24 protein-coding genes and 1 pseudogene are annotated in these 20160 nt (G+C 71.4%); 9 read left to right on the top strand and 16 right to left on the bottom strand.

Annotation, left to right across the window (positions count from 1 at the left end):
* Positions 1-15 precede the first annotated feature (15 nt).
* From ACNF49_RS10665 to sigE, 5 genes and pseudogenes are all read right to left on the bottom strand, one after another.
* On the bottom strand, positions 16-381 hold the full coding sequence (locus ACNF49_RS10665) for a sec-independent translocase (RefSeq protein WP_357974320.1): 366 nt from the start codon (positions 379-381) through the stop codon (positions 16-18).
* 87 nt (positions 382-468) lie between these two features.
* The gene (locus tag ACNF49_RS10660; protein WP_482943567.1) at positions 469-2136 is read right to left on the bottom strand and encodes a S1C family serine protease; all 1668 of its coding nucleotides are present in this window, start codon (positions 2134-2136) and stop codon (positions 469-471) included.
* A gap of 156 nt (positions 2137-2292) precedes the next feature.
* Positions 2293-2553, bottom strand: coding sequence for a hypothetical protein (locus tag ACNF49_RS10655; protein WP_482945739.1), 261 nt, complete (start codon positions 2551-2553; stop codon positions 2293-2295).
* Between the two features lie 200 nt (positions 2554-2753).
* Positions 2754-2816, bottom strand: a pseudogene (locus ACNF49_RS10650) (anti-sigma factor family protein); the annotation flags it as partial.
* A 1-nt stretch (position 2817) separates the two neighbouring features.
* On the bottom strand, positions 2818-3450 hold the full coding sequence (gene sigE / locus ACNF49_RS10645; protein WP_352325382.1) for an RNA polymerase sigma factor SigE: 633 nt from the start codon (positions 3448-3450) through the stop codon (positions 2818-2820).
* Positions 3451-3611: 161 nt separating this feature from the next.
* On the opposite strand from sigE, the gene ACNF49_RS10640 reads away from it, so the two are divergent.
* Positions 3612-4250, top strand: coding sequence for an O-methyltransferase (locus ACNF49_RS10640; protein ID WP_357974329.1), 639 nt, complete (start codon positions 3612-3614; stop codon positions 4248-4250).
* Between the two features lie 18 nt (positions 4251-4268).
* Here ACNF49_RS10640 and ACNF49_RS10635 read toward each other — a convergent pair whose 3' ends face one another.
* Complete coding sequence (locus ACNF49_RS10635) at positions 4269-5684, bottom strand: leucyl aminopeptidase (RefSeq protein ID WP_482943566.1); 1416 nt, start codon at positions 5682-5684, stop codon at positions 4269-4271.
* A 75-nt stretch (positions 5685-5759) separates the two neighbouring features.
* The gene (locus ACNF49_RS10630) at positions 5760-5927 is read right to left on the bottom strand and encodes a DUF3117 domain-containing protein (RefSeq protein ID WP_020545024.1); all 168 of its coding nucleotides are present in this window, start codon (positions 5925-5927) and stop codon (positions 5760-5762) included.
* 159 nt (positions 5928-6086) lie between these two features.
* On the opposite strand from ACNF49_RS10630, the gene ACNF49_RS10625 reads away from it, so the two are divergent.
* Complete coding sequence (locus ACNF49_RS10625; protein ID WP_357974334.1) at positions 6087-6884, top strand: PaaX family transcriptional regulator; 798 nt, start codon at positions 6087-6089, stop codon at positions 6882-6884.
* A gap of 11 nt (positions 6885-6895) precedes the next feature.
* The gene (locus ACNF49_RS10620; protein ID WP_357974896.1) at positions 6896-7657 is read left to right on the top strand and encodes an enoyl-CoA hydratase-related protein; all 762 of its coding nucleotides are present in this window, start codon (positions 6896-6898) and stop codon (positions 7655-7657) included.
* Positions 7658-7667: 10 nt separating this feature from the next.
* Here ACNF49_RS10620 and ACNF49_RS10615 read toward each other — a convergent pair whose 3' ends face one another.
* From ACNF49_RS10615 to ACNF49_RS10590, 6 genes are all read right to left on the bottom strand, one after another.
* Entirely contained in the window at positions 7668-8213 is a 546-nt protein-coding gene (locus ACNF49_RS10615) for a DNA-3-methyladenine glycosylase I (RefSeq protein ID WP_357974337.1), read from the bottom strand.
* Entirely contained in the window at positions 8210-8842 is a 633-nt protein-coding gene (locus ACNF49_RS10610; RefSeq protein ID WP_482943565.1) for a prolipoprotein diacylglyceryl transferase, read from the bottom strand. The genes ACNF49_RS10615 and ACNF49_RS10610 overlap by 4 nt, the downstream gene beginning before the upstream one ends.
* Before the next feature lie 72 nt (positions 8843-8914).
* Positions 8915-9499, bottom strand: a complete 585-nt coding sequence (locus tag ACNF49_RS10605; RefSeq protein ID WP_482943564.1) for an LOG family protein — start codon at positions 9497-9499, stop codon at positions 8915-8917.
* A gap of 11 nt (positions 9500-9510) precedes the next feature.
* The gene (locus ACNF49_RS10600; protein ID WP_357974346.1) at positions 9511-10311 is read right to left on the bottom strand and encodes an LOG family protein; all 801 of its coding nucleotides are present in this window, start codon (positions 10309-10311) and stop codon (positions 9511-9513) included.
* A gap of 238 nt (positions 10312-10549) precedes the next feature.
* The gene (gene dapE / locus ACNF49_RS10595) at positions 10550-11605 is read right to left on the bottom strand and encodes a succinyl-diaminopimelate desuccinylase (RefSeq protein ID WP_357974349.1); all 1056 of its coding nucleotides are present in this window, start codon (positions 11603-11605) and stop codon (positions 10550-10552) included.
* Positions 11605-12423, bottom strand: a complete 819-nt coding sequence (locus ACNF49_RS10590; RefSeq protein WP_352325370.1) for a 2,3,4,5-tetrahydropyridine-2,6-dicarboxylate N-succinyltransferase — start codon at positions 12421-12423, stop codon at positions 11605-11607. Before ACNF49_RS10590 ends, dapE begins: the two co-directional genes overlap by 1 nt.
* Here ACNF49_RS10590 and ACNF49_RS10585 point away from each other — a divergent pair.
* Complete coding sequence (locus ACNF49_RS10585) at positions 12422-13279, top strand: hypothetical protein (protein WP_482943563.1); 858 nt, start codon at positions 12422-12424, stop codon at positions 13277-13279. The two genes, ACNF49_RS10590 and ACNF49_RS10585, sit on opposite strands and share 2 nt — an antisense overlap.
* A 27-nt stretch (positions 13280-13306) precedes the next feature.
* Here the strand turns inward: ACNF49_RS10585 and ACNF49_RS10580 are convergent, their stop codons facing one another.
* The 3 genes from ACNF49_RS10580 to fdxA form a co-directional block, all read right to left on the bottom strand.
* Positions 13307-13981, bottom strand: coding sequence for a DUF4178 domain-containing protein (locus ACNF49_RS10580; RefSeq protein ID WP_357974356.1), 675 nt, complete (start codon positions 13979-13981; stop codon positions 13307-13309).
* 76 nt (positions 13982-14057) lie between these two features.
* Entirely contained in the window at positions 14058-15128 is a 1071-nt protein-coding gene (gene dapC / locus ACNF49_RS10575; protein ID WP_482943562.1) for a succinyldiaminopimelate transaminase, read from the bottom strand.
* 94 nt (positions 15129-15222) lie between these two features.
* Entirely contained in the window at positions 15223-15549 is a 327-nt protein-coding gene (gene fdxA / locus ACNF49_RS10570; RefSeq protein ID WP_106240826.1) for a ferredoxin, read from the bottom strand.
* A 105-nt stretch (positions 15550-15654) separates the two neighbouring features.
* On the opposite strand from fdxA, the gene ACNF49_RS10565 reads away from it, so the two are divergent.
* The 5 genes from ACNF49_RS10565 (at position 15655) to ACNF49_RS10545 (ending at position 20155) form a co-directional block, all read left to right on the top strand.
* Positions 15655-15885, top strand: a complete 231-nt coding sequence (locus tag ACNF49_RS10565; RefSeq protein ID WP_482943561.1) for a putative acetyltransferase — start codon at positions 15655-15657, stop codon at positions 15883-15885.
* Positions 15886-15902: 17 nt separating this feature from the next.
* Positions 15903-16976: an ABC transporter substrate-binding protein gene (locus ACNF49_RS10560; protein WP_357974365.1), complete on the top strand. Its 1074-nt coding sequence runs from the start codon at positions 15903-15905 to the stop codon at positions 16974-16976.
* A 101-nt stretch (positions 16977-17077) separates the two neighbouring features.
* Positions 17078-17854, top strand: coding sequence for a class I SAM-dependent methyltransferase (locus tag ACNF49_RS10555; protein WP_357974368.1), 777 nt, complete (start codon positions 17078-17080; stop codon positions 17852-17854).
* A 145-nt stretch (positions 17855-17999) separates the two neighbouring features.
* Positions 18000-19718, top strand: coding sequence for a hypothetical protein (locus tag ACNF49_RS10550; protein ID WP_482943560.1), 1719 nt, complete (start codon positions 18000-18002; stop codon positions 19716-19718).
* Positions 19715-20155: a hypothetical protein gene (locus ACNF49_RS10545; RefSeq protein ID WP_482943559.1), complete on the top strand. Its 441-nt coding sequence runs from the start codon at positions 19715-19717 to the stop codon at positions 20153-20155. Before ACNF49_RS10550 ends, ACNF49_RS10545 begins: the two co-directional genes overlap by 4 nt.
* Positions 20156-20160 lie beyond the last annotated feature (5 nt).

The raw sequence follows: 20160 nt of genomic DNA, 5'->3' as shown, positions 1-20160 counted from the left end.
CGTCTGCAGGGTGTGTCAGGTCGCCTCGGAGTCGTAGGGGGGCAGCTCGCCAATGCCGAGCTCCGACGGCGGCTCAGGGGCGTCGTAGGACGCGACGGCGGCCGGCTCCAGATCTCTGGGGCGGCCGTTCCAGTCGTCCTCCAGCTCGTCGAGCAGGTGCTTGCGGACGAAGTTCTTCGGGTTGAGGTCGGCGGGGTCGAAGTTCTGGAACTCCGGCCCGAGGCCAGCCCGCAGGTCGTCGCGCGCGTTGTTGGCCATGCGCCGCAGGTTGCGCAGTGTCTTGCCCGCCTGCGAGGCGGCCTGCGGCAACTTGTCAGGACCGAAGACCAGGAGCGCGATGACGATCAGCGCTCCGACCTCCATCCACCCGAGTCCGAACACCGTACGCTCCTACCCGCAGTCCACAATCCTCTCCACAGACTAAAGGCTCCAGCCCGTGGCTGAACCGTCCCCCATGGGTCATATCACTCAGGACGGGGTGGGAGCCGGTTGATCGTCGGCGACGATGGTGAGGGTGGCGGTGCGTTCCTGGCCGGCACGCTGGTACTTGATCGTGAGCTTGGCGCCCGGCGCCTTGCTGCGGATCAACGCGATCAGCTCGTTGCCGTCCTGCAGCGCCAGGCCGTCGACCTCCAGGATGACGTCGCCCGCCTTCAGCCCGGCCTTGTCGGCGGGACCGTTGGCGTCGACCGGCTGACGGCCCTCGGCGGGCTCGGAGGCGATGCGCACGCCCTGGCCCTTGTAGTCCTTGTCCAGCACGATGCCGATCTTGGGACGCTTGGCCTTGCCCGTGGTGATCAGCTCCTCGGCCACCCGCCGCGTCTGGTTCACCGGGATCGCGAAGCCCAGGCCGATGCTGCCGCTCTGGCTGTTCACCGAACGGCTGAGCGTGGCGATCGCCGAGTTCACCCCGACCACCTCGCCCCGGCCGTTGACCAGCGGGCCGCCGGAGTTGCCGGGGTTGATGGCGGCGTCGGTCTGGATGGCGCTGATGTAGGCGGGCTCCTCGGTGGCGGCGCCCGTCTCGTCGCCGGCGATGACCGGACGGTTGAGCGAGCTGACGATGCCCGTGGTGACCGTGCCGCTGAGGCCGAGCGGCGAGCCGATGGCGATCACCGGGTCGCCCACCACGACCTGGTCGGAGTTGCCGAGGGTGATCTCCGGCGTGCCGAAGGTCTCCTCGGGCTTGACCACGGCCAGGTCGGAGCCCGGGTCGCGGCCGACGATGCGGCCCGCGGTGGTCTTGCGGTTGTTGAACATGATCCGGATCTCGCCGCCCTTGGCGGCCATGGCGACCACGTGGTTGTTGGTCACCACGTAGCCGTTCTTGATCAGGAATCCGGAGCCGGAGGCGCCCTCGGTGTTGGTGCCGTTGCCGACCTCCAGCGAGACCACGCTGGGCAGGACCCGTGCGGCCACGCCGGCCACCGAGTCGGGCGCCCTGTTGGTCGCGCCCGTCGGGGCCGGGCCGAGGCTGTAGGACGGGTCGGTGCCGCTGCTGCCCGACCTGGTCAGCAGGTACGTGCCGAGGCTGCCGAGCACGGAGGCCACCAGCGCGATGACCACGGCGATCGCGATCAGCACGCCGACGTTGAGCCCGCGCCTGGGCATCGCGCCCGCGCCGGGCCCGCCCTGGGGCGGCGGCGGGGCCCATCCCGGGCCCATGCCCAGGGCCTGCCGCGGCGGCGGCGGCTGGTTGCCGCCGTACGCACCCATGAAGGGCGGTGGCTGCATCGGCCGCGGCCCGGTCTCCGCCGGCCCGAAGGAGGGGGTCTCGTAGGTCCGCGTGCCGCCGGGGCTCTCGAACCCGCGCGGCCCGGCGGGGCTCTCGAAGGACGGGCCCTCGTACGCCCGCGTCCCCCCGTCGTGCGGCGGCACGCCATCGGAACGGCCCGGCGACTCGTACGGCGACGCACCCGGGCCGTCGGAGCGGCCCGGCGACTCGTACGGCGACGCACCCTGGCTGTCAGGGCGGCCCGACGGGTCGCCCCAGGACGCGCCGAACGAGGCGGGCGGGTCAGGCCGACGGTCCGCCTGCTCGCCCGGCTCGTCGGCGGGCAGGAACTCCGGCCGGCCCTGTGGCTCGGGGAAGTCCGACGTCGTGCGTCCTTCGCCCGGGCGCGTCTCGTCGGTCATCTACGTCTCACCACTCCTTGCTCGGCCACCGCAATCTTCGTTCTGGCGGCATACGAGGGTCATAAAAGGCTTTGTTTGTGACAAATCCCGAACCCAGATCGTATGCCCCAAGCATCGTCGACTACGCCACCCGAGTATCCCAGGCGAGCCCCCGGTTCAGGGCGTGGCGGTCGGCGGCGCGCTGGTGGCCGGCGAGTGCGGGACCCGCCAGAGCTCGACCGGCGGCGGCGAGGTCTGGGGCCCTGTGCCCGAGACCGCGAAGAAGGTGCCGAGTGCGACCGCGGCGGACACCACGCCCACCGCGACGTACGCGCCGCGCCGCCTACCGCCCCGCCCAGGGCCCGAGGCCCCAGCGGTGGCGTCCCTGCGCGGGCGGTTGTCCAGGGGCGCGATGCTGTGGGGCCCAGGAATGGGCACCCCCCGAACGTACGGGTAGGGAAAGGGCGCTCCCTCGGCGGCAGCGGCCCACCCGGCTCCGCCATGCGCAGCAGCGACATGGTGAGATCGGCCGGCATCGCCGGGCCGTCGAGCGAGCGCAGGCGCGACTTCAGCGCCCGCATCGACTCGACCTCCCGCCGGCAGTCAGCACAGAAGGTCAGGTGGGCGAGCGCGCGATCGCGCTCGGTGTGGTTCAGCTCTCCGTCGACGAGCGCCGAAACGCGTTCTTCTAGATGAGCCATATCAGACTTCCTCCCCACTGATCACGGTCGGGGGGAGTTGGGTAGTACGGGGGGCTCGATGGTCGAGCGCCTCCCGCAACTGCGCCCGGCCACGGTGAATACGGCTTCGGACCGTACCCAGCTTGACGCCGAGCGTGGCCGCGATCTCCTCGTAGGACAGGCCCTCGATGTCACACAGCACGATCGCGGCCCGGAACTCGGGGGCGAGCGCGTCGAGGGCGGCTTGGATATCGGGCTCCAGGTGGGCGTCGTCGAACGCCTGCGCCGGCGACGGCTCACGGCCGCGCAGCCGCTCGGCGGCGTCGTCGGCCAGCCCCTCGAACCGGATGCGCTGCTTGCGCCGCGCCATGTCGAGGAACAGGTTCGTCGTGATCCGGTGCAGCCAGCCCTCGAACGTGCCGGGGGTGTAGCTCGACAGCGACCTGAAGACCCTGACGAAGACCTCCTGCGTGAGGTCCTCGGCATCGTGGACATTGCCGGTAAGCCGGTACGCCAGCCGGTACACGCGTGCGGAATGAGTCCGCACCACTTCCTCCCATGTGGGAGGCGTCCAATCAGACGACACGGGAGTATCCGCCTGGTGGTCGCTTTCGTCCACCAGCACTCCTCTCTCTGGGACCACCGCTACCGTCATAGTGCCTGGTTTCGTCCCTTCGTGCGCACTGCCTGCCTTCCGGACCGGCAAAGCCCGTTTAAACCTGCAACGCCTTCGGACCGTCCTGAGTTCCCGTGCAGGCGTGACTCCCCTAGGCTGCGATCGGTGACCAATCGCACGAAAGTGGGGGGAGGAGGCCGATGACCAGTCCGGTGGAGGCCACTCTGGCCTATGCGGAGCAGTTCCATCACGAGGATGAGATCCTGCACGCGGCGCGTCAGCGCGGGCTGGAGATGGGTGCGGTGCCCATCCTTCCCGGGGGCGGGGCGGCGCTCTGCTTCCTCGCCACCGTCGTCAACGCCAAGTCGGTCGTCGAGATCGGCACCGGCTGCGGCGTCTCGGGGCTGTGGCTGCTGCGCGGCATGCGCGGCGACGGCACGCTGACCAGCGTCGACGTCGAGCCCGAGCACCAGCGGCTGGCCCGGCAGGCGTTCGCGGAGGCGGGCTTCTCCGGCGGGCGGGTGCGGCTGATCTCTGGACGGGCGCTCGACGTGCTGCCCCGGCTGTCCGATGGCGGCTACGACATGGTCTTCGCCGACGGCGCCAAGCAGGAGTACGCCGACTACCTGGCCGAGGCGGTGCGCCTGCTGCGCGTCGGCGGCGTGGTGGCCTTCGACAACGCCCTGTGGCACGACCGGGTGGCCGACCCCACGCAGCGCGACCCCGACACGGTCTCGCTGCGCGAGCTGGGCAAGCTGGTGCAGGGCGACGACCGGCTGCGGTCGGTGCTCATGCCCCTCGGCGACGGCCTGCTGGCCGCCGTGAAGATCGCCGACTAGCCAGAGCCGGGCCCCGGGTCAGCCCCGGGTCAGCCACTCCAGCAGCACGCGCACGCCGAACCCGGTCGCGCCCTTGGTCAGGGTGCCCTCGTCGACCGTGCTGCGGCCGACCCCGGCGATGTCGAGGTGCGCCCACGGGCGCTTGCCCGCGAACTCCCGCAGGAACAGTGCCGCCGTGATGGACCCCGCGCCGTAGCGGGAGCCGCTCTCGACGTTGGCCAGGTCGGCGATCGAGGACTCCAGGGCCGGGGCGTAGTCGTCGATCAGCGGCATGCGCCAGAGCCGGTCGTCGCTGGCCTGGCCGGCGGCCAGGAGCTGGGCGGCCAGGTCTTCGTCGGAGGCGTAGACGGCGCCGACGTTCCGGCCGAGCGCCACGGAGATGGCCCCGGTGAGGGTGGCGATGTCCACGACCGCGTCGGGGTCGAGCTCGGCGTCGGCGTAGGCGAGCGCGTCGGCCAGCACGAGCCGGCCCTCGGCGTCGGTGTTCAGCACCTCGACCGTGCGGCCGCCGTAGTGCCTGATGACGTCGCTGGGACGCTGGGCGGCGCCGGACGGCATGTTCTCGGCCGCGGCGATCAGGCCCGTCACGCGTACGGGGGCGCCCAGCCGGGCCAGCGCGGCCAGCACGGCGATCACCACCGCGCCGCCCGCCATGTCGGTCTTCTGGGTCTTCATGTTCTCGGTCGGCTTGAGCGACAGGCCGCCCGAGTCGAACGTGATGCCCTTGCCCACCAGCACGACGTGCCGCTCGGCCGGCTGCTCGGGGACGTAGGAGAGCTGGATCAGCCGGGGCGGCCGGACCGAGCCGCGCCCGACGGCCAGGATGCCGCCGAACCCCTCGGCCTGGAGCTGCTCCTCGTCCCACACCCGCACCGGCAGGCCCTGCTCGGCGGCGCGCTCGGCGAGCCAGGCGGGATGCTTGACCGAGGACGGCATGTTGGCCAGGTCGCGGGCCAGCGCGACGGCCTCCGCCACGACCTCGGCCCGGCGCACCGGCTCCTCGTCGGCGCCGGCGAACTCGATCGCCCGCACGCCCTTCCTGCCCTCTTTGCCGATCTTGAAGGTGTATCCGGCCAGCAGCGCCGCCTCGGCGAACGCCGCGACGTCGCCCTCGGGCGGCACCACGGTCAGCGTGTCGCGGCCCTTGACCTTGCGCGCCAGCGCCGCGCCGGCCCTGCGCAGCGCCCGCGGCGAGCCGTCGCCCACTCCGTACAGGAGCACGCGCCCGACGCCGCCCGCCCGCGCCACCGGGACCTCGACGATCTCCCCCGCCTCCCCCTTGGCCTCGTAGTGGGCCAGCAGGTCGGCGACCGGAAGGTGCAGCTCGACGTACGGCTCGACAGAGGGACGCAGGTCGGAGGTGTAGGGCACGGCCAGCAGCTCGGCACCCTCGCGAACCTCGGCGACCGCGGTGACGGTGGTCTCGATGGGCACGGAGCCCTCCAAACGTCAGCGACCCTGGCGCCGGACTTACGCCAGGGTCGGAGGATCAGGTTGTCTCGGGAGCGCTCAGCCGACGACGTTCTTCAACGCCTCGCCGAGCGCCTTTGCCTCGTCGGCGGAGATCTCCACGACGAGCCGGCCGCCACCTTCGAGAGGGACCCGCATGACTATGCCGCGCCCTTCCTTGGTGACCTCGAGCGGACCATCGCCGGTCCGCGGCTTCATCGCCGCCATGCGTGCATCCCTTCCTGCCTTGGGCTCCCGCGGCCCGCGATTTCCGACCGCCCGAGGGGGTGGTCGGCGCATTCACGTCTTCTGTGATGTCCTATTCTCCCGCATCGAGAGCCCTCATGGGTAACGATCTCCTCCCAGAATGCGTTGTCGAGGCAGGCGATGGCGTCCAAACTGGACTTCGTGCACGCTCGCGCCGCTCTCTTCGACCTGTACGGAGACCACCTGCGTTCGCGCGGTGGGCAGGCGACCGTGGCCGCGCTCGTACGGCTCATGAACCCCCTGGAAATCGCCGCTCCGGCCGTCCGCACGGCGGTCTCGCGGATGGTCCGGCAGGGCTGGTTGCGCCCGCTGCGGCTGCCTCAGGGAGCCGGCTACGGACTCACCCCGAAGTGTGTCAGGCGCCTTGATGAGGCAGCGTTGAGAATTTACCGATCAGGGACACTCGCCTGGCACGGCCGCTGGCACGTGATCGTCTTCGAGCCGGTCAGGGAGCGCCAGCGCCGCGAGCGGATCAGGGCCGACCTGACCTTCCTCGGCTACGCCTGCCTGTCGGAGACGACGTGGATCGGGCCGCGCTCCTCCATCGAGCTGGACAACCTGCTGGAGGGCGAGGGCGTGCGGGCCGACCGGTTCGACGCGGCGCTGGAGGGCGACCCGCGCGAGCTGGTGGCGCGGGCCTGGGACCTGGCGGCCATCGGCGAGGCGTACGAGCACTGGCACGCCGAAGCTGTCACGCTGATCAGCACCCTGCCCGAGGACGCCCCGCCCGACCGGGTGTTCGCCACCAGGAGCAGACTGGTGCACGGTTGGCGCAACTTCCTGTTCCGCGACCCCGGGCTGCCGGCCGAGCTGCTGCCCGCGGGCTGGCCGGGCGAGAAGGCCCGCACGTTCTTCGAGCAGGAGGCCACCAGGCTGCTGCCCGCAGCCGCCGCGTTCGTCGACAGGGAGCTCATGTGATCCGTTACGACATGGCCGACGCCGTCGCCACCCTCACCCTCGACCGGCCGGAGTCGATGAACTCGCTCACGGCCGAGGTCAAGGCCGCGCTGCTGGCGGCGGTGGGCAGGGCGGCGGCCGACCCCGAGGTCAGAGCGGTGCTGCTCACCGGCTCGGGCCGGGCCTTCTGCGCCGGCCAGGACCTGCGCGAGCACGCCGCCAACCTGGCCGCGGGCCGCGGGCTGGCCGACACCGTGCGCGAGCACTACAACCCGATCGTCGAGCTGATCGCGACCATGCCCAAGCCGGTCGTGGCGGCGGTCAACGGCGTCGCCGCGGGCGCCGGCGCTGCCCTGGCCTTCGCCTGCGACCTGCGCGTCGCCTCCGACAAGGCCAAGTTCGCGCTGGCCTTCGCGGGCATCGGGCTGGCCCCCGACTCCGGCGCGTCCTGGACGTTGCAGCGCCTGGTCGGCCGGGCCCGCGCGACCGAGCTGCTGCTGCTCGGCGAGCCGCTCGACGCGTCCGCCGCGCTCGACCTGGGGCTGGTCACGCGCGTGGTGCCCGCCGACGACCTGCCGAAGACCGCCCACGAGCTGGCCGTACGCCTGGCCGCCGGGCCGACCGCGGCCTATGCCGCCACCAAGCGCGCGCTGGCCCACTCCGCCACGCACTCGCTGGCCGACTCGCTCGCGCTGGAGGCCGACCTGCAGGACGCGTGCGTGGCCACCGAGGACCACCAGGACGCCACCCGCGCCTTCCTGGCCAAGGAACGGCCGGTGTTCAGGGGCCGCTGAGCGGCGGCGCTCAGCGGGCCAGGCAGCCCTCGATGTGGTCGTTGACCAGCCCGATCGCCTGCATCAGCGCGTACGCGGTGGTCGGGCCGACGAACCTGAACCCGTGCTTGCGCAGCTCCTTGGCCAGGGCCTTGGAGCCGGGGGTGATGGCGGGCACGTCGGCCATCGTCCGGGGCACCGGCGCGTCGGGGTCGGCGAACCGCCACACCAGCTCCGACAGGCCCTCGGGCAGGTCGAGCGCGGCCCTGGCGTTGCCGATGACGGCCTCGATCTTGGCCCGGTTGCGGACGATCCCGGCGTCGCCGAGCAGCCGTTCGACGTCGCGCTCGGTGTAGGCGGCCACCTTGACGGTCGAGAAGCCGTCGAAGGCGGCGCGGAAGTTCTCCCGCTTGCGCAGGATCGTCAGCCACGACAGGCCCGACTGGAACGCCTCCAGCGCCACGCGTTCGAAGACCTCGTCGTCGCCCTTGACCGGGCGGCCCCACTCCTCGTCGTGGTAGGTGATGTACAGCGGGTCGCCCATGCCCGGCCAGGTGCACCGGATGAGTTCGGTCACGGGCGCTCGTCCTCGTCCTTGTCCTTGCCCAGGGTCGCGCGCACGGGGTCGTCGGCGTCCTTCTCGGGCTCGTCCTGCTCGGGCTCGTCGGTCTTGGGTTCGTCGGTCTTGGGTTCGTCGGTCTTGGGTTCGTCCTGCTCGGGGACGCGCCAGTCCGGCTCCTCCGACGGGTCGCGCAGCTCCGGCTCGCCCGCCCACTCCACCGTCGCGCCGCTCGACGTGACCGGGTCGCCGGACTCCGGCAGCTCCCTGGGCGCGGTGGGCGCCTCGGGCTCGTGGTCGGTGCGCAGCCCGGCGCCGGGCGTGGCGTAGATCTCCTGGCGCGCGTGCAGCCGGCTGGACAGCAGCTCCGACACCCGCTGCTCCAGGACGGCGATCCTGGTGTCGCGGGCGCTGATGGCCTGGGCGGCCCGGCGCAGGGTCTCGTCGACGCTCTGCGTGTGGTAGCCGACCAGGTTGACCGGCAGTTGCAGCGCCATGAAGTCGACCGCCGTGAGCTGTCCGGCCTCGGGCAGGTCGAGCGGCGGGACGTCCGGCGGGAACTCGGTCAGCTCCCCGCCTCTGCCGAGGGAGACCAGGACCACGCAGGCCAGGATGGCGATCGCGGCGATGGCGAGTATGACCAGCACATTGGCATCGTACTCATATGGACGAGCACGTTCAGCGATCTACCACAAGTGCGGGCAATCGGGGCGGGCTGGTCAGCCGGTGGCCTCACCCAGCTCGGCGACGCTCGGACGGACCGGCTGCGGACGCGCCTCGAGGTGGGCGAACGCCTCCTCGACCGTGGTCGTCCAGGAGATCGCGTCGAAGACGTCGGCCCGGGTGAAGCCCTCGGCGTGCATGCCGGAGACGAGCTGCCGCAGCGGCTCGTACAGGCCCCAGGGGTCGAGGATCACCAGCGGGCGGTCGTGGATGCCGAGCACCCGCGCCGTCCAGATCTCGAACAGCTCCTCCAGGGTGCCGATGCCGCCGGGCAGCACGAGGAAGGCGTCGGAGCGGGCGTCCATGACGCCCTTGCGCTCGCGCATGCCGTCGGTGACGATCAGCTCGTCGGAGTCGGTGTCGGCCACCTCGATGTCCACCAGCACCTGCGGGATCACGCCGACCGTGAACCCGCCGGCGGCACGGGCGGCGGAGGTGACCGCGCCCATGCACGAGACCGTGGCGCCGCCGCTCACCAGCGTGTGACCACGCCTGGCGAGCTCGGCGCCCACCTCTCGGGCCAGGTCGACGTACTTCCTGTCGATGCGGAGGCTGGAGGCGCAGAAGATGCAGATGTTCACGGGCCGACAGCCTATTGGGGCTCCGCGGTCTGGGCGGCGGCGGCCTCCAGCTCCTCCTCCCGCTGGTGGGAGCGGGCCCGGTCGGAGTCGGCGATGATCCGCACGGCCTCGTCGGGGTCGTCGGTGACGGAGATCAGGTCGAGGTCCTGGGCGGCGATCTTGCCGGTGCCGAGCAGGGTGCTCTTGATCCAGTCGAGCAGGCCGCCCCAGAACTCCGAGCCCATCAGCACGACCGGGAACGAGGTGACCTTGTGGGTCTGGACCAGCGTCAGCGCCTCGAAGAGCTCGTCGAGCGTGCCGAAGCCGCCCGGAAGGGCGATGAAGCCGCGCGAGTACTTGACGAACATCGTCTTGCGCACGAAGAAGTAGCGGAACTCGATGCCGAGGTCGACGTAGTCGTTCATGCGCTGCTCGAACGGCAGCTCGATGCCGAGCCCGACGGACACCGCGCCCTCGACCTCGGAGGCGCCCCGGTTGGCCGCCTCCATGACGCCGGGGCCGCCGCCGGTGATCACCGCGTAGCCGGACTCGGCCAGCGCCCGGCCGAGCCGCCGGCCCATCTGGTATTCGGGGGTGCCCTCGGGGGTGCGGGCCGAGCCGAAGACCGTGATCGCCGCGGGCAGCTCGGCGAGCTGGCCGAACCCCTCCACGAACTCGGCCTGGATGCGCAGCACCCGCCACGGGTCCATGTGCACCCAGTCGGACGGGCCCTGCCGGTCGAGCAGCCGCTGGTCGTGGGTGGAGCTGGGGACGAGACTCCCGCGCACGACCGCCTGCCCCTGACGGCGTTCGGCTCGTTGCTTCTGTTCCATGGTGGTCACGCTAGTCCTCTCCGTACCGGCCCGCGGTGCCGTTCCCGACCCGGGCCGCGCCCGCCGAAGCGGGCACTTCGAGGATGAACGCCCAGGTCGAAGGCCAGATGAAGGCTTCGAAAAAATCTTGGGAAAAGCAGGGAACCGAATTTCGACCCCCCTGCGTCTAACTGCCGAGGGTGCTGCTCGGGACTGAAAGTGGCTTTCCCCGCCAAATGGCCGGCGAGGAAAGCCACTTTCATTTTGTCAGCCAGTTCAGCAGGGCCCGCTCGCTCTCCGTGATTTTCGGCAGCGACACGTACTCGCCCTGCTGGTGCGCCAGGTTCGGGTCGCCGGGGCCGTAGTTCACGGCCGGGACGCCGAGCGCGGAGAAGCGGGAGACGTCCGTCCAGCCCAGCTTGGCGCGCGGGGTGCCGCCGACCGCGGCGGCGAAGGCGGCGGCCACGGGATGCGTCAGGCCGGGCCTCGCCCCGGGCGCCGCGTCGAGGAAGCTCACCTCGTAGCCCTCGAACACCTCGCGCACGTGCTGCTCGGCCTGCTCGACCGTCAGGTCGGGGGCGAAGCGGTAGTTGACGGTGACCACGCACTCGTCGGGGATGACGTTGCCGGCCACGCCGCCGCTCACCGCGACCGCGTTGAGCCCCTCGTGGTACTCCAGCCCGTCGACCACCGGCAGCCGCGCCTCGTAGGCGTTGAGCCTGGCCAGCACCGGCTCGATGCCGTGGACGGCGTTGACGCCGAACCACGACCTCGCGCTGTGGGCCCGCTTGCCGGTCACGGTGACGTCGGCGCGCAGGGTGCCCTGGCAGCCGCCCTCGATCTCGCCGTCGGTCGGCTCCATCAGCACCGCGAAGTCGGCCGCCAGCCACTCGGGGTGGTCTCTGGCGACCCTGGTCAGGCCGTTGCGCTCGGCCTCGATCTCCTCGCAGTCGTAGAAGACATACGTCACGTCGCGGTTGGGGGCCGGGACGGTGGCCGCCAGCTTCAGCGCGACCGCCACGCCCGCCTTCATGTCGGAGGTGCCGCAGCCGTAGAGCAGGTCGCCCTCCACCCGGCTCGGCAGGTTGGCCGCGACCGGGACCGTGTCGAGGTGGCCCGCGATCAGCACCCGCTCGGCCCGGCCGAGGTCGGTGCGGGCCACGATCGTCTCGCCGGAGCGGTCGACCTTCAGGTGCGGCAGCGCGGACAGCGCCCGCTCGACCGCGTCGGCCAGGGCCTTCTCGTCGCCGCTCACCGACTCGATGTCCACGATCGCGGCGGTCAGCGTGCGTACGTCCTGTGTCAGGTCCAGCATCAGGTGTTCACTCCATGTTCGCGCAGCACCTCGTTGAGTGCCGCCTTGTCGTGCCGCTGCTCCGGCTCCAGACGCTTGATCACCAGCACGCACGGCAGCCCGAACGTGCCGCCGGGGAACTCCTTCTGCCGCGTGCCGCCGACCGCCACGCACCAGTCGGGCACCCTGCCCCGGGCCAGCTCCTCGCCCGTCTGGACGTCGATCACGGGGATCGTGCCGGACAGGATCGTGCCCGCCCCGATCACCGCGCCCCGGCCCACCCGCGCGCCCTCGACGATCATCGAGCGGCTGCCGATGAACGCGTCGTCCTCCACGACGACCGGCACCGCGCCCGGCGGCTCCAGGACGCCGCCGATGCCCACTCCGCCGGACAGGTGCACGTTCTTGCCGATCTGGGCGCATGAGCCCACCGTGGCCCACGTGTCGACCATGGTGCCCGAGTCCACGTACGCGCCGATGTTCGTGAACGACGGCATCAGCACCACCCCCGGCGCCAGGTACGAGCCCCAGCGCGCGATGGCGCCCGGCACCACCCGCACCCCTTCGAAGGACGTCTTGAGCGGCACCCTGTCGTGGTGCTGGAAGTCGCCCACCTGGGAACGTGCCATGCCCAGCAGCCGGAAGGCGAGCAGGATCGCGCGTTTGGCCCGCTCGTCCACCACGACCTCGCCGCCGACCAGGCGGGCGACCCTCGCCTCACCCTTGTCCAGCAGGTCGACGGCGCCGACCACCTGGATGCGCGCCTCCACGTCGGCCGGGGACAGCTCCGCGCGTCGTTCCCACAGCTCGTCCACCACCGGGGACATCACGTGACTCATGGCCACGGAGCTTATCCGGCCGGGTAGGTTCTTCAGGGTGCGCCTGCGCTTCTCCCGTGGAGTCATCACCATCGCGATCATCGTCGTGGTCCTCGCCGTCGGCGTCTCCGTGGGGCTCTACCTCCTGCTCAAGCGGGCGACGCCGCTGGTCCTCCCGGAGGCCTTCTGCATGGTGCGCACCCCCGAGGGCGTCCTGACCCTCGATCCGGAGCAGGCGCAGGTCTCGGCCACCATCGCCGCCGTCGCGGCCCGCCGCCGCCTGCCCGAGCGGGCCGTCGTGATCGCGTACGGCACCGCGCTGCAGGAGTCGAAGCTGCGCAACCTCTCGTGGGGCGACCGCGACTCGGTGGGCGTGTTCCAGCAGCGCGCGTCGCAGGGCTGGGGGCGCAAGAAGCAGCTGATGGACCCGGTCTACGCCAGCAACAAGTTCTTCGCCGCCCTGGTGAAGGTCAAGAACTACCGCAAGCTGCCGCTGGCCGAGGCGGCCCAGGAGGTGCAGCGGTCCGCGGGCGGCTACGCGTACGCGCAGCACGAGCAGGACGCCAAGATCCTGGCCGCCGCCTTCACCGGCCGGGTGCCCAGGTCCGTCCACTGCTGGTATCCGCCGCCCAAGCAGACGCCCGCGCCGCAGGCCAGGACCGCCGAGGCGCGCAAGCAGCTCGCCAGGGCGCTCGGCGACCCGGCGATCACGACGAAGAAGCGGGGCTGGCTGGTGGCGTCCTGGTCGGTGGCGTACGCGGAGAAGTACCAGCTGCGGCGCGTCGGCTACAGCGGCGCGACCTGGGTCAACGACGTCGACGCGGACGGCTGGAAGAAGGGCGGCCAGGCCGGCGACGGCGAGGTCGAGCTGTCCTGACCTCCCGCCGCAGCTCCGGCGCGGACGTCAGGTGGCGCGGGTGATGATGGTGATCGAGCCCGGCGGCAGCGGCTGGGCGTAGCTGGCGGTCCAGGCGTGCCCCTGGATGCGGTCGAAGGAGAGCAGGCGGCCGTCGGAGGCGTGGTAGTCGGCGAAGTCGAGCAGGCCGCGTTCGGGGTTGCCGGTCTCGCCCTCGCTCCTGAAGGCCGCGGTGCCGCGCTGGATCGGGAAGAACTCCACGCCCTCCATGATCAGCATGCTCTTGGCCGGGACCATGCCCTGCGTCGGCACCTCGGTCCACAACAGCACCTCGAGATGGGACGCCTCGCCCGCGGCCTTGCCCTCGCGCACCGCGACCGAGAGCCACAGGCGGCGGCGGGCGACGTCGCGCAGCAGGTATTCGATCCACTGCTGGCCCTGCCAGGAGACGTGCATCGCGCCGAGCACCCGGTAGGGGGAGCCGTGCACCTCGATCCGGTCGGCGACCTGGATCGTGCGAGGGTCGGCGTAGTCGGTGCCGGCATGCCCGGGGGCCTCGACCGGCGCCGGCAGCGGGGTCTCGACCGGAGCGACCTCGACCGGTGGCGGCGGCGCGCTCGACCGGCCCCTCCTGTCCTGCCGCATGGTGGCCACGAACGCCCCCAGCAACAACAGGACGGTGGCGATGCTCAGCCCGAGTACGACCATGGAGGTCATGCTCATCGATCAGCTCGCTCCACTCGCGGTCTGTCTCGGCAGACGCCTTTTTCAATTTGTCCGTGCGCTACGACGGGCGATCCTACTGGAGGCGGCGCACGGCCGCACTGATGCGTTCGTCGGTGGCGGTCATCGCGATGCGGATGTGCCGTCCACCAGCCGATCCGTAGAAGTCTCCCGGCGCGACCAAAATCCCGATTTCGGAAAGCTTACTCACTTGATCCCAGGCGTTCTGCCCATTCGACGCCCATAGGTACAGACCGGCGGTCGAATGGTCGATCGTCCACCCCGCCCGTTCCAGCGCGGGACGCAGCACGGCGCGCCGCGCGGAGTAGAGCTCGCGCTGGCGTTCGGCGTGCGTGTCGTCGCCGAGCGCGACCGTCATCGCGTCCTGGACCGGCTTCGGCATGAGCATGCCGGCGTGCTTGCGCGTCTCCAGGAGCCGCTTGACCAGGACGGGATCGCCCGTCACGAACCCCGCCCGGTAGCCGGCCAGGTTGGAGCGCTTGGAGAGCGAGTGGACGGCGAGCAGCCCCTCGTGGGAGCCCCCGCAGACGTCGGGATGGAGGATGGAGACCGGCTGCTCTTCCCAGCCGAGCTCGATGTAGCACTCGTCGGAGGCCACGACCGTGCCGCGCTCGCGCGCCCAGGAGACCACCTTGCGCAGATGTTCGGCGGGCAGCACGCGCCCGGTCGGGTTGCCCGGGGAGTTGATCCAGAGCAGGTCGACGTGCTCGGGGCCGACCGACAGCGTGCTGTCGGAGGCGGTGGCGGTCGCGCCGGCGAGCCGGGCGCCCACGTCGTAGGTGGGGTAGGCCAGCTCGGGGAAGACCACCCGCCGGGCGCCGAGGTAGGTCGGCAGCCAGGCGACGAACTCCTTGGAGCCGATCAGCGGCAGGACGTCCTGCTGGTCGACGGTGACGCCGTGGCGGCGCCGCAGCCAGCCCGCGGCGGCCTCGCGCAGCGCCTTCGTGCCGTGGGTCAGCGGGTAGCCGGGGCTGTCCGCGGAATCGCGCAGGGCCTGCTGGACGGCCTCGGGCACCGGGTCGACGGGGGTGCCGACCGAGAGGTCGACGATGCCGTCGGGATGCGCCAGGGCACGTTCCTTGTACGGTTCGAGCCGGTCCCAGGGGAAGTCGGGCAGCTTGTTCACGGTTCTCCAGGGTCGTTCGGGGCCGTACACGCCTGCCGCGGACACGGGCGCACGGGGCGCGCCCGACATGGACGGCCCCGGCGCACGCGACTCGCTAGTGGTCCTCGCCCTGCGGCGGCAGCGCGGCCACCACCGGGTGGTCCTTCTCGATCTTGCCGACCTTCGAGGCGCCTCCCGGCGAGCCGAGATCCTCGAAGAAGTCCACGTTCGCCTTGTAGAAGTCCTTCCACTGCTCGGGAAGGTCGTCCTCGTAGAAGATGGCCTCGACGGGGCACACAGGCTCGCACGCGCCGCAGTCCACGCACTCGTCGGGGTGGATGTAAAGCATGCGCTCGCCCTCGTAGATGCAATCGACGGGGCACTCCTCGATGCACGCCTTGTCCAGGACGTCCACGCAAGGCTGCGCGATGACGTAGGTCACCTCGAGCTCCTTTTTCTCCGCACCATGGCATGACTCTGACCGCGGTTTGCTACGCCCTAGTATTGCCGTGCTTGCCAGCTGGCCGAAACGGAGGGTGGCAAACTCATGGCCGCACGCCTCGTCGTCGCGATCACAACTCAGGACATAGGCGCACGGATCACCACTCGAAGACGCGTCCCTGAAGGCTTCCGAGACGCCGTCGGCGTGCTCGAATCCTGGACGGGCGGCGTGTTGAAAGTTCGCAAGCGGGACGGCACTTTGGTGGAGATCGACGAGGAATCGCTGGTCGCGGCCAAGGTCGTTCCGGTCGCGCCTCCTCGACCTCGGGCGAAGTAACGGTAAGTATTCGTTGTGTGACCGTACGTATCTGCGCCGCCGTAGCAGCCGTTCTCGCCAGCGCCGGATGCGGCGCGTCCACGTCCCAGTCCACATCCGAGGGGTCCAAGGACCTGCCGGTGCTCAACGTCCGGGCCGCCTCGCTGAAGCAGGGCTTCGGCACGATGGGGCGCCTGGCCGAGGCCGCCAAGCGCGAGGGCCAGCTCACCGTGATCGGCCTGCCGCACGACTGGGTGAACTACGGCGAGATCATCGACACCTTCGCCGACAAGTACGACATCAAGGTCAACGAGCTGGAACCGGGCGCCAGCAGCAGGCGTGAGCTCGACGCCGCCGCCCAGCTCAAGCCGGACGTGTTCGATCTCACTCTGGACATGGCCGTCTACGGGGCCGACAAGTTCGCGCCGTACAAGGTGACGGGCTGGCAGGACCTGCCCGACCACGTCAAGGACCCCAAGGGCGCCTGGTACGGCGTGTACGGCGGCTACATGTCGATCGGCTACGACCCGCGCGAGGTCAAGGCCCCGGCCTCGTTCGCCGACCTGCTCAAGCCCGGCTACCGCGTCGCGCTCGACGGCGACCCGCTGCGCTCGGCGGCGGCGTTCGGCGGCGTGATGGCCGCGTCCATGAAGGCCGGGGCCAGGCCGGACGCCAGGCAGGGGGTGGACCTGTTCGCCCGGCTCAAGCAGGCCGGGCAGCTCGTCGAGCCGGCCAAGGCGAACGTGATCATCGACTGGGACCACCTCAACGCGACCCGCAGCGCCGACCACGCCGACTCGTGGGAGGTGACGATCCCGCGCGACGCGCCGTTCGGCGGGTACCACGTCCAGGCGATCAGCAAGACCGCCCCGCATCCGGCCGCCGCCCGGCTGTGGCAGGAGTTCCTGTTCTCCGACGAGGGCCAGAACCTGCTGCAGAAGGGCTACGCCCGTCCGGCGCGCGGCGAGGCCATGCTCATGAAGGGCAAGCTCGACACCGAGCAGGCCGCCCGGCTGCCCAAGGCCGCCGGCCCTCCCGTGCTCATGACGATCCCGCAGACGGACGCGGCGAAGGCGTACCTCAAGCGGGAATGGAGCAAGAGCGTGGGATGAGTCCGTTGTGACTTGATATGTCGTAGAGACGATCAGGCTCTAAAGTGAACGGACAGCACGGCCACGGGGGCCCGATGTCTGACGAATGTGAGCTGATCGTCTTGCGATACGACGCACCGAGCTTGGAGCGGTGGAACAGTCGCGCCTACGACAGCAGTTTCGGGTACGTCTCCACCCAGGGCGCGCCGCTGGTCGACCTGCTCGACCCGCAGCCCGGGGAGCGCGTGCTCGACCTCGGGTGCGGCACCGGGGTGCTGACCGCGCAGATCGCCTTCAGAGGCGCGGACGTCCTGGGCATCGACGGTTCCGCCGCGATGATCGAGAAGGCGCTGGCCCAGTACCCGGGGATCGACTTCATCATCGGCGACGGCCACGACTTCACCGTGGTGGACCCGTACGACGCCGTCTTCTCCAACGCGGCACTCCACTGGATGAGCCGCGATCCCGCCGCCGTGATCGCCAGCGTCCGCGAGGCGCTGAAGCCGGGCGGCCGGTTCGTCGCGGAAATGGGCGGCGCGGGCAACTGCGCGGAGCTGACCGCCGCGATGCTGACCGCCTGGCGCGAGTACGGCCTGCGCGAGCCCGACCTGCCCTGGTACTTCCCCACGCCCGCCGAGTACGCGCGCCGGCTGGAGCAGGAGGGCTTCGTGGTCCGGCTGCTGGAGTACTTCGACCGGCCGACGCCGCTCGACGAGTGCCCCGGCGGGGCCGCCGACTGGGTGCGCATGTTCGCCTCGTCCGTGCTCGAAGGACTGCCGCCGGAGATCGTCGACCCCCTGCTCGGACGGGTCAACGAGCTGGCCGCGCCCGCCCTCCGCAGGGAGACGGGCTGGATGGCCGACTACGTGCGTCTACGCTTTGCCGCTGTTCGGCGCTGATGCGTAGTGCATGATGCGTAGGGCTGTTTTGCCGGACTATGGTCTGTTCCGTGGGCGGCGAGATGTTGGCTGCGCCGCTCCGGCGGCGTGAGGGGCTGGTGAACGGAACGGGATGAACTTCTGCCTGAGCGACCTCGTTCCACCGTTGAGGTGGAGCGACGCGTCGACGATCACGCTACTGACCGGGCAGCCGGATCTGCCGGACGCGTGGTGGCGAAGCCTGCCCATGCCGCTGGTGCTCGCGGCCATCGGCCCGGAGTCGCTGGGCGAGCTGCTGACGGAGATCGCGCTGGAGCACTGGCCGGCCGCCGCCGTCGGTGACGTCCTGCCGGCTCTGCACGTCCTGGACCCGGACGAGGCCGACGAACCCGCCGTCGCCATCGCGCTCGACCGCGCCGGGTCGTGGACGGGGCTGCTTTCGCTGACCGGGCGGGAGCTGGTGGACCAGCCGTTCATCCAGGCCCGGCCGGTGCTCAACACGCTGTTCGGGGCGGTGCTCGTCCGGCTGGCGCATCCGTACGCGGGTGGGCGGCAGGTCGAGGCGCACGTGCCGGCGGCCCCGGCGGACGCCGTCGTGGCGGCGGACGTCGCCCATGAGCCCGCGTTCCATGAGGGCAAGGCTGCCGAGGAGGCCGTCGAGGAGACGGCTGACCGTGACGGCGAGCGGGTGCTGGACGCCGACTCGGAGCCGGTCGTCGAGGAGGTCCCGCGGCCCGAGCCTGAGCCCGTGCTCGACGCCGCCGAGGAGCCCGCGCCCGAGCCCGCCGCCGAGGAGGCGGCCGCGCTGGAGGCGGAGGGTGTCGGCGGCGAGCCGGAGCCCTTCTCCCCGGCGGACCACGACGAACCCGCCGACGCCGACAGCTCCGCCGACGTCCCTGAGGTCCCTGAGGTCCCTGAGGTTTCTGAGGGGCGGGACGAGGAGCCGGCCGGGGCCGCACAACCCGAGGCACCCGCCGACCACGCCGAGCCCGACGAGGCGGACGCCGAACACCTTGAGCACAAGGCCGACACCGAGTACGCGGAGGCCGAGGACGCCGAGGCCGAGCACGCCGAGCACCAAGCGGACGCGGAGCACGCCGAACCCGACGCCGAACCCGACGAGGCCGACGAAGCCGACGCCGAGCACGAGGCGCTCATTGAGCACCCCGAGCCGGAGGCGCACGCCGAGCACCCCGGGAACGGGCAGGCCGCGGGTCCGCACGCCGAGTCCGCCGAGGTGGGCGGCGAGGAGTTGCCCGAGCTGATCGAGGCCGCGTTCGCCGGGCTCGACGACAAGAGCTGGGCCGTGGCCCAGAACCGCGTCTTCACCGACGAGCCCTCGGCGGTCGACCAGCTCGCCAGGCTGTTCGCCGTCCCCCCGGCCGACATCTCCGCCACCGAGCAGGAGCTGCGCGTCCGTCTGGACCAGTGGCTGGCCAGCGAGGAGGCCGCGCCGTACCGCGCCCACCTGGACGAGCTGCGCAGGACGCTGGGCCCGGCCGCCCCCAAGGAGCAGCTGATCGGCGCGGCCGACTGGCACGCCAGGGAGATCCGCGCGCTGGAGGTGCCGGCCTGGCAGTTCGTGCTGGCCACGCTGCCCGCGCAGCCGAATCCACCGGTGGAATTCCAGCAGCCGCACTCGGCGTTCGGCGCGATGCAACCGCCGCCGCCCTTGCCGCCGCCGCCCATGCCGGCGCCGCCGCCCCCGGCCGGCCCGCCCGGTCCGCCGCAGTTCCAGGCGTTCACGCCGGCCGCACCGCCGCCCGCGGAGGGCAACGGCGGGGGGCGGAGCAGAACAAGCCGTACCAGCCGCTCAAGGACGTCTCCCAGACCAGGCGCTGCTTCCGCCAGCCGGACGGCCGCTGGTGGCTGCGGATCGACGTGACCGCCGAGCAGCTCGCCGGCGGCGAGTGCGCCCTCCCGACGGGCTTCGCGGCCTACCTGGGCCTGTCCCCCGGTGAGAGCCGGGCGGTCAGGAGCGCGGCGGGCGAGCTGACCATGACCTGGCACGGCAGGCCGGTGCTGGAGTCCATCGAGCGCCTGCTCGTGGACGTCGGCGCCAAGGAGGGCGGCCACCTGTTCCTCACGCTGTCGGACGAGGGCGTGCTGCGCGCCCGTCACCTGCCGGTCGCCGCCCAGAACGCCGAGAGCATCACCAAGGCGCTGCGCCTGGTCGGCTACACGGCGCCGGGCGGCACCCGGGACCAGGCGGCCAGGGTGATCGCGACGAGGATCGGGCTCACCGGCCCCGTCGAGCTGCCCGACCTGCTCACCAGGCTCCGCGAACGCGGCGACCGCGACCTGCTCGCCCTCTTGGACTGACCGCC

The sequence above is a fragment of the Actinomadura sp. ATCC 39365 genome, from assembly GCF_054392275.1.
The sequence above is the reverse complement of the archived record's forward strand: the minus strand, read 5'-3'. Positions and strand labels throughout refer to the sequence as shown.

Coding starts and splice junctions, on each gene's coding strand:
- ACNF49_RS10640 (WP_357974329.1), top strand. CDS start 3,612: ATGACCAGTCCGGTGGAGGCCACTCTGGCCTATGCGGAGCAGTTCCAT.
- ACNF49_RS10585 (WP_482943563.1), top strand. CDS start 12,422: ATGGCCACGGAGCTTATCCGGCCGGGTAGGTTCTTCAGGGTGCGCCTG.
- ACNF49_RS10660 (WP_482943567.1), bottom strand. CDS start 2,136: ATGACCGACGAGACGCGCCCGGGCGAAGGACGCACGACGTCGGACTTC.
- ACNF49_RS10565 (WP_482943561.1), top strand. CDS start 15,655: ATGGCCGCACGCCTCGTCGTCGCGATCACAACTCAGGACATAGGCGCA.
- ACNF49_RS10600 (WP_357974346.1), bottom strand. CDS start 10,311: ATGGAACAGAAGCAACGAGCCGAACGCCGTCAGGGGCAGGCGGTCGTG.
- ACNF49_RS10590 (WP_352325370.1), bottom strand. CDS start 12,423: ATGAGTCACGTGATGTCCCCGGTGGTGGACGAGCTGTGGGAACGACGC.
- ACNF49_RS10625 (WP_357974334.1), top strand. CDS start 6,087: ATGGCGTCCAAACTGGACTTCGTGCACGCTCGCGCCGCTCTCTTCGAC.
- ACNF49_RS10620 (WP_357974896.1), top strand. CDS start 6,896: ATGGCCGACGCCGTCGCCACCCTCACCCTCGACCGGCCGGAGTCGATG.
- ACNF49_RS10630 (WP_020545024.1), bottom strand. CDS start 5,927: ATGGCGGCGATGAAGCCGCGGACCGGCGATGGTCCGCTCGAGGTCACC.
- sigE (WP_352325382.1), bottom strand. CDS start 3,450: ATGACGGTAGCGGTGGTCCCAGAGAGAGGAGTGCTGGTGGACGAAAGC.
- dapE (WP_357974349.1), bottom strand. CDS start 11,605: ATGCTGGACCTGACACAGGACGTACGCACGCTGACCGCCGCGATCGTG.
- ACNF49_RS10580 (WP_357974356.1), bottom strand. CDS start 13,981: ATGAGCATGACCTCCATGGTCGTACTCGGGCTGAGCATCGCCACCGTC.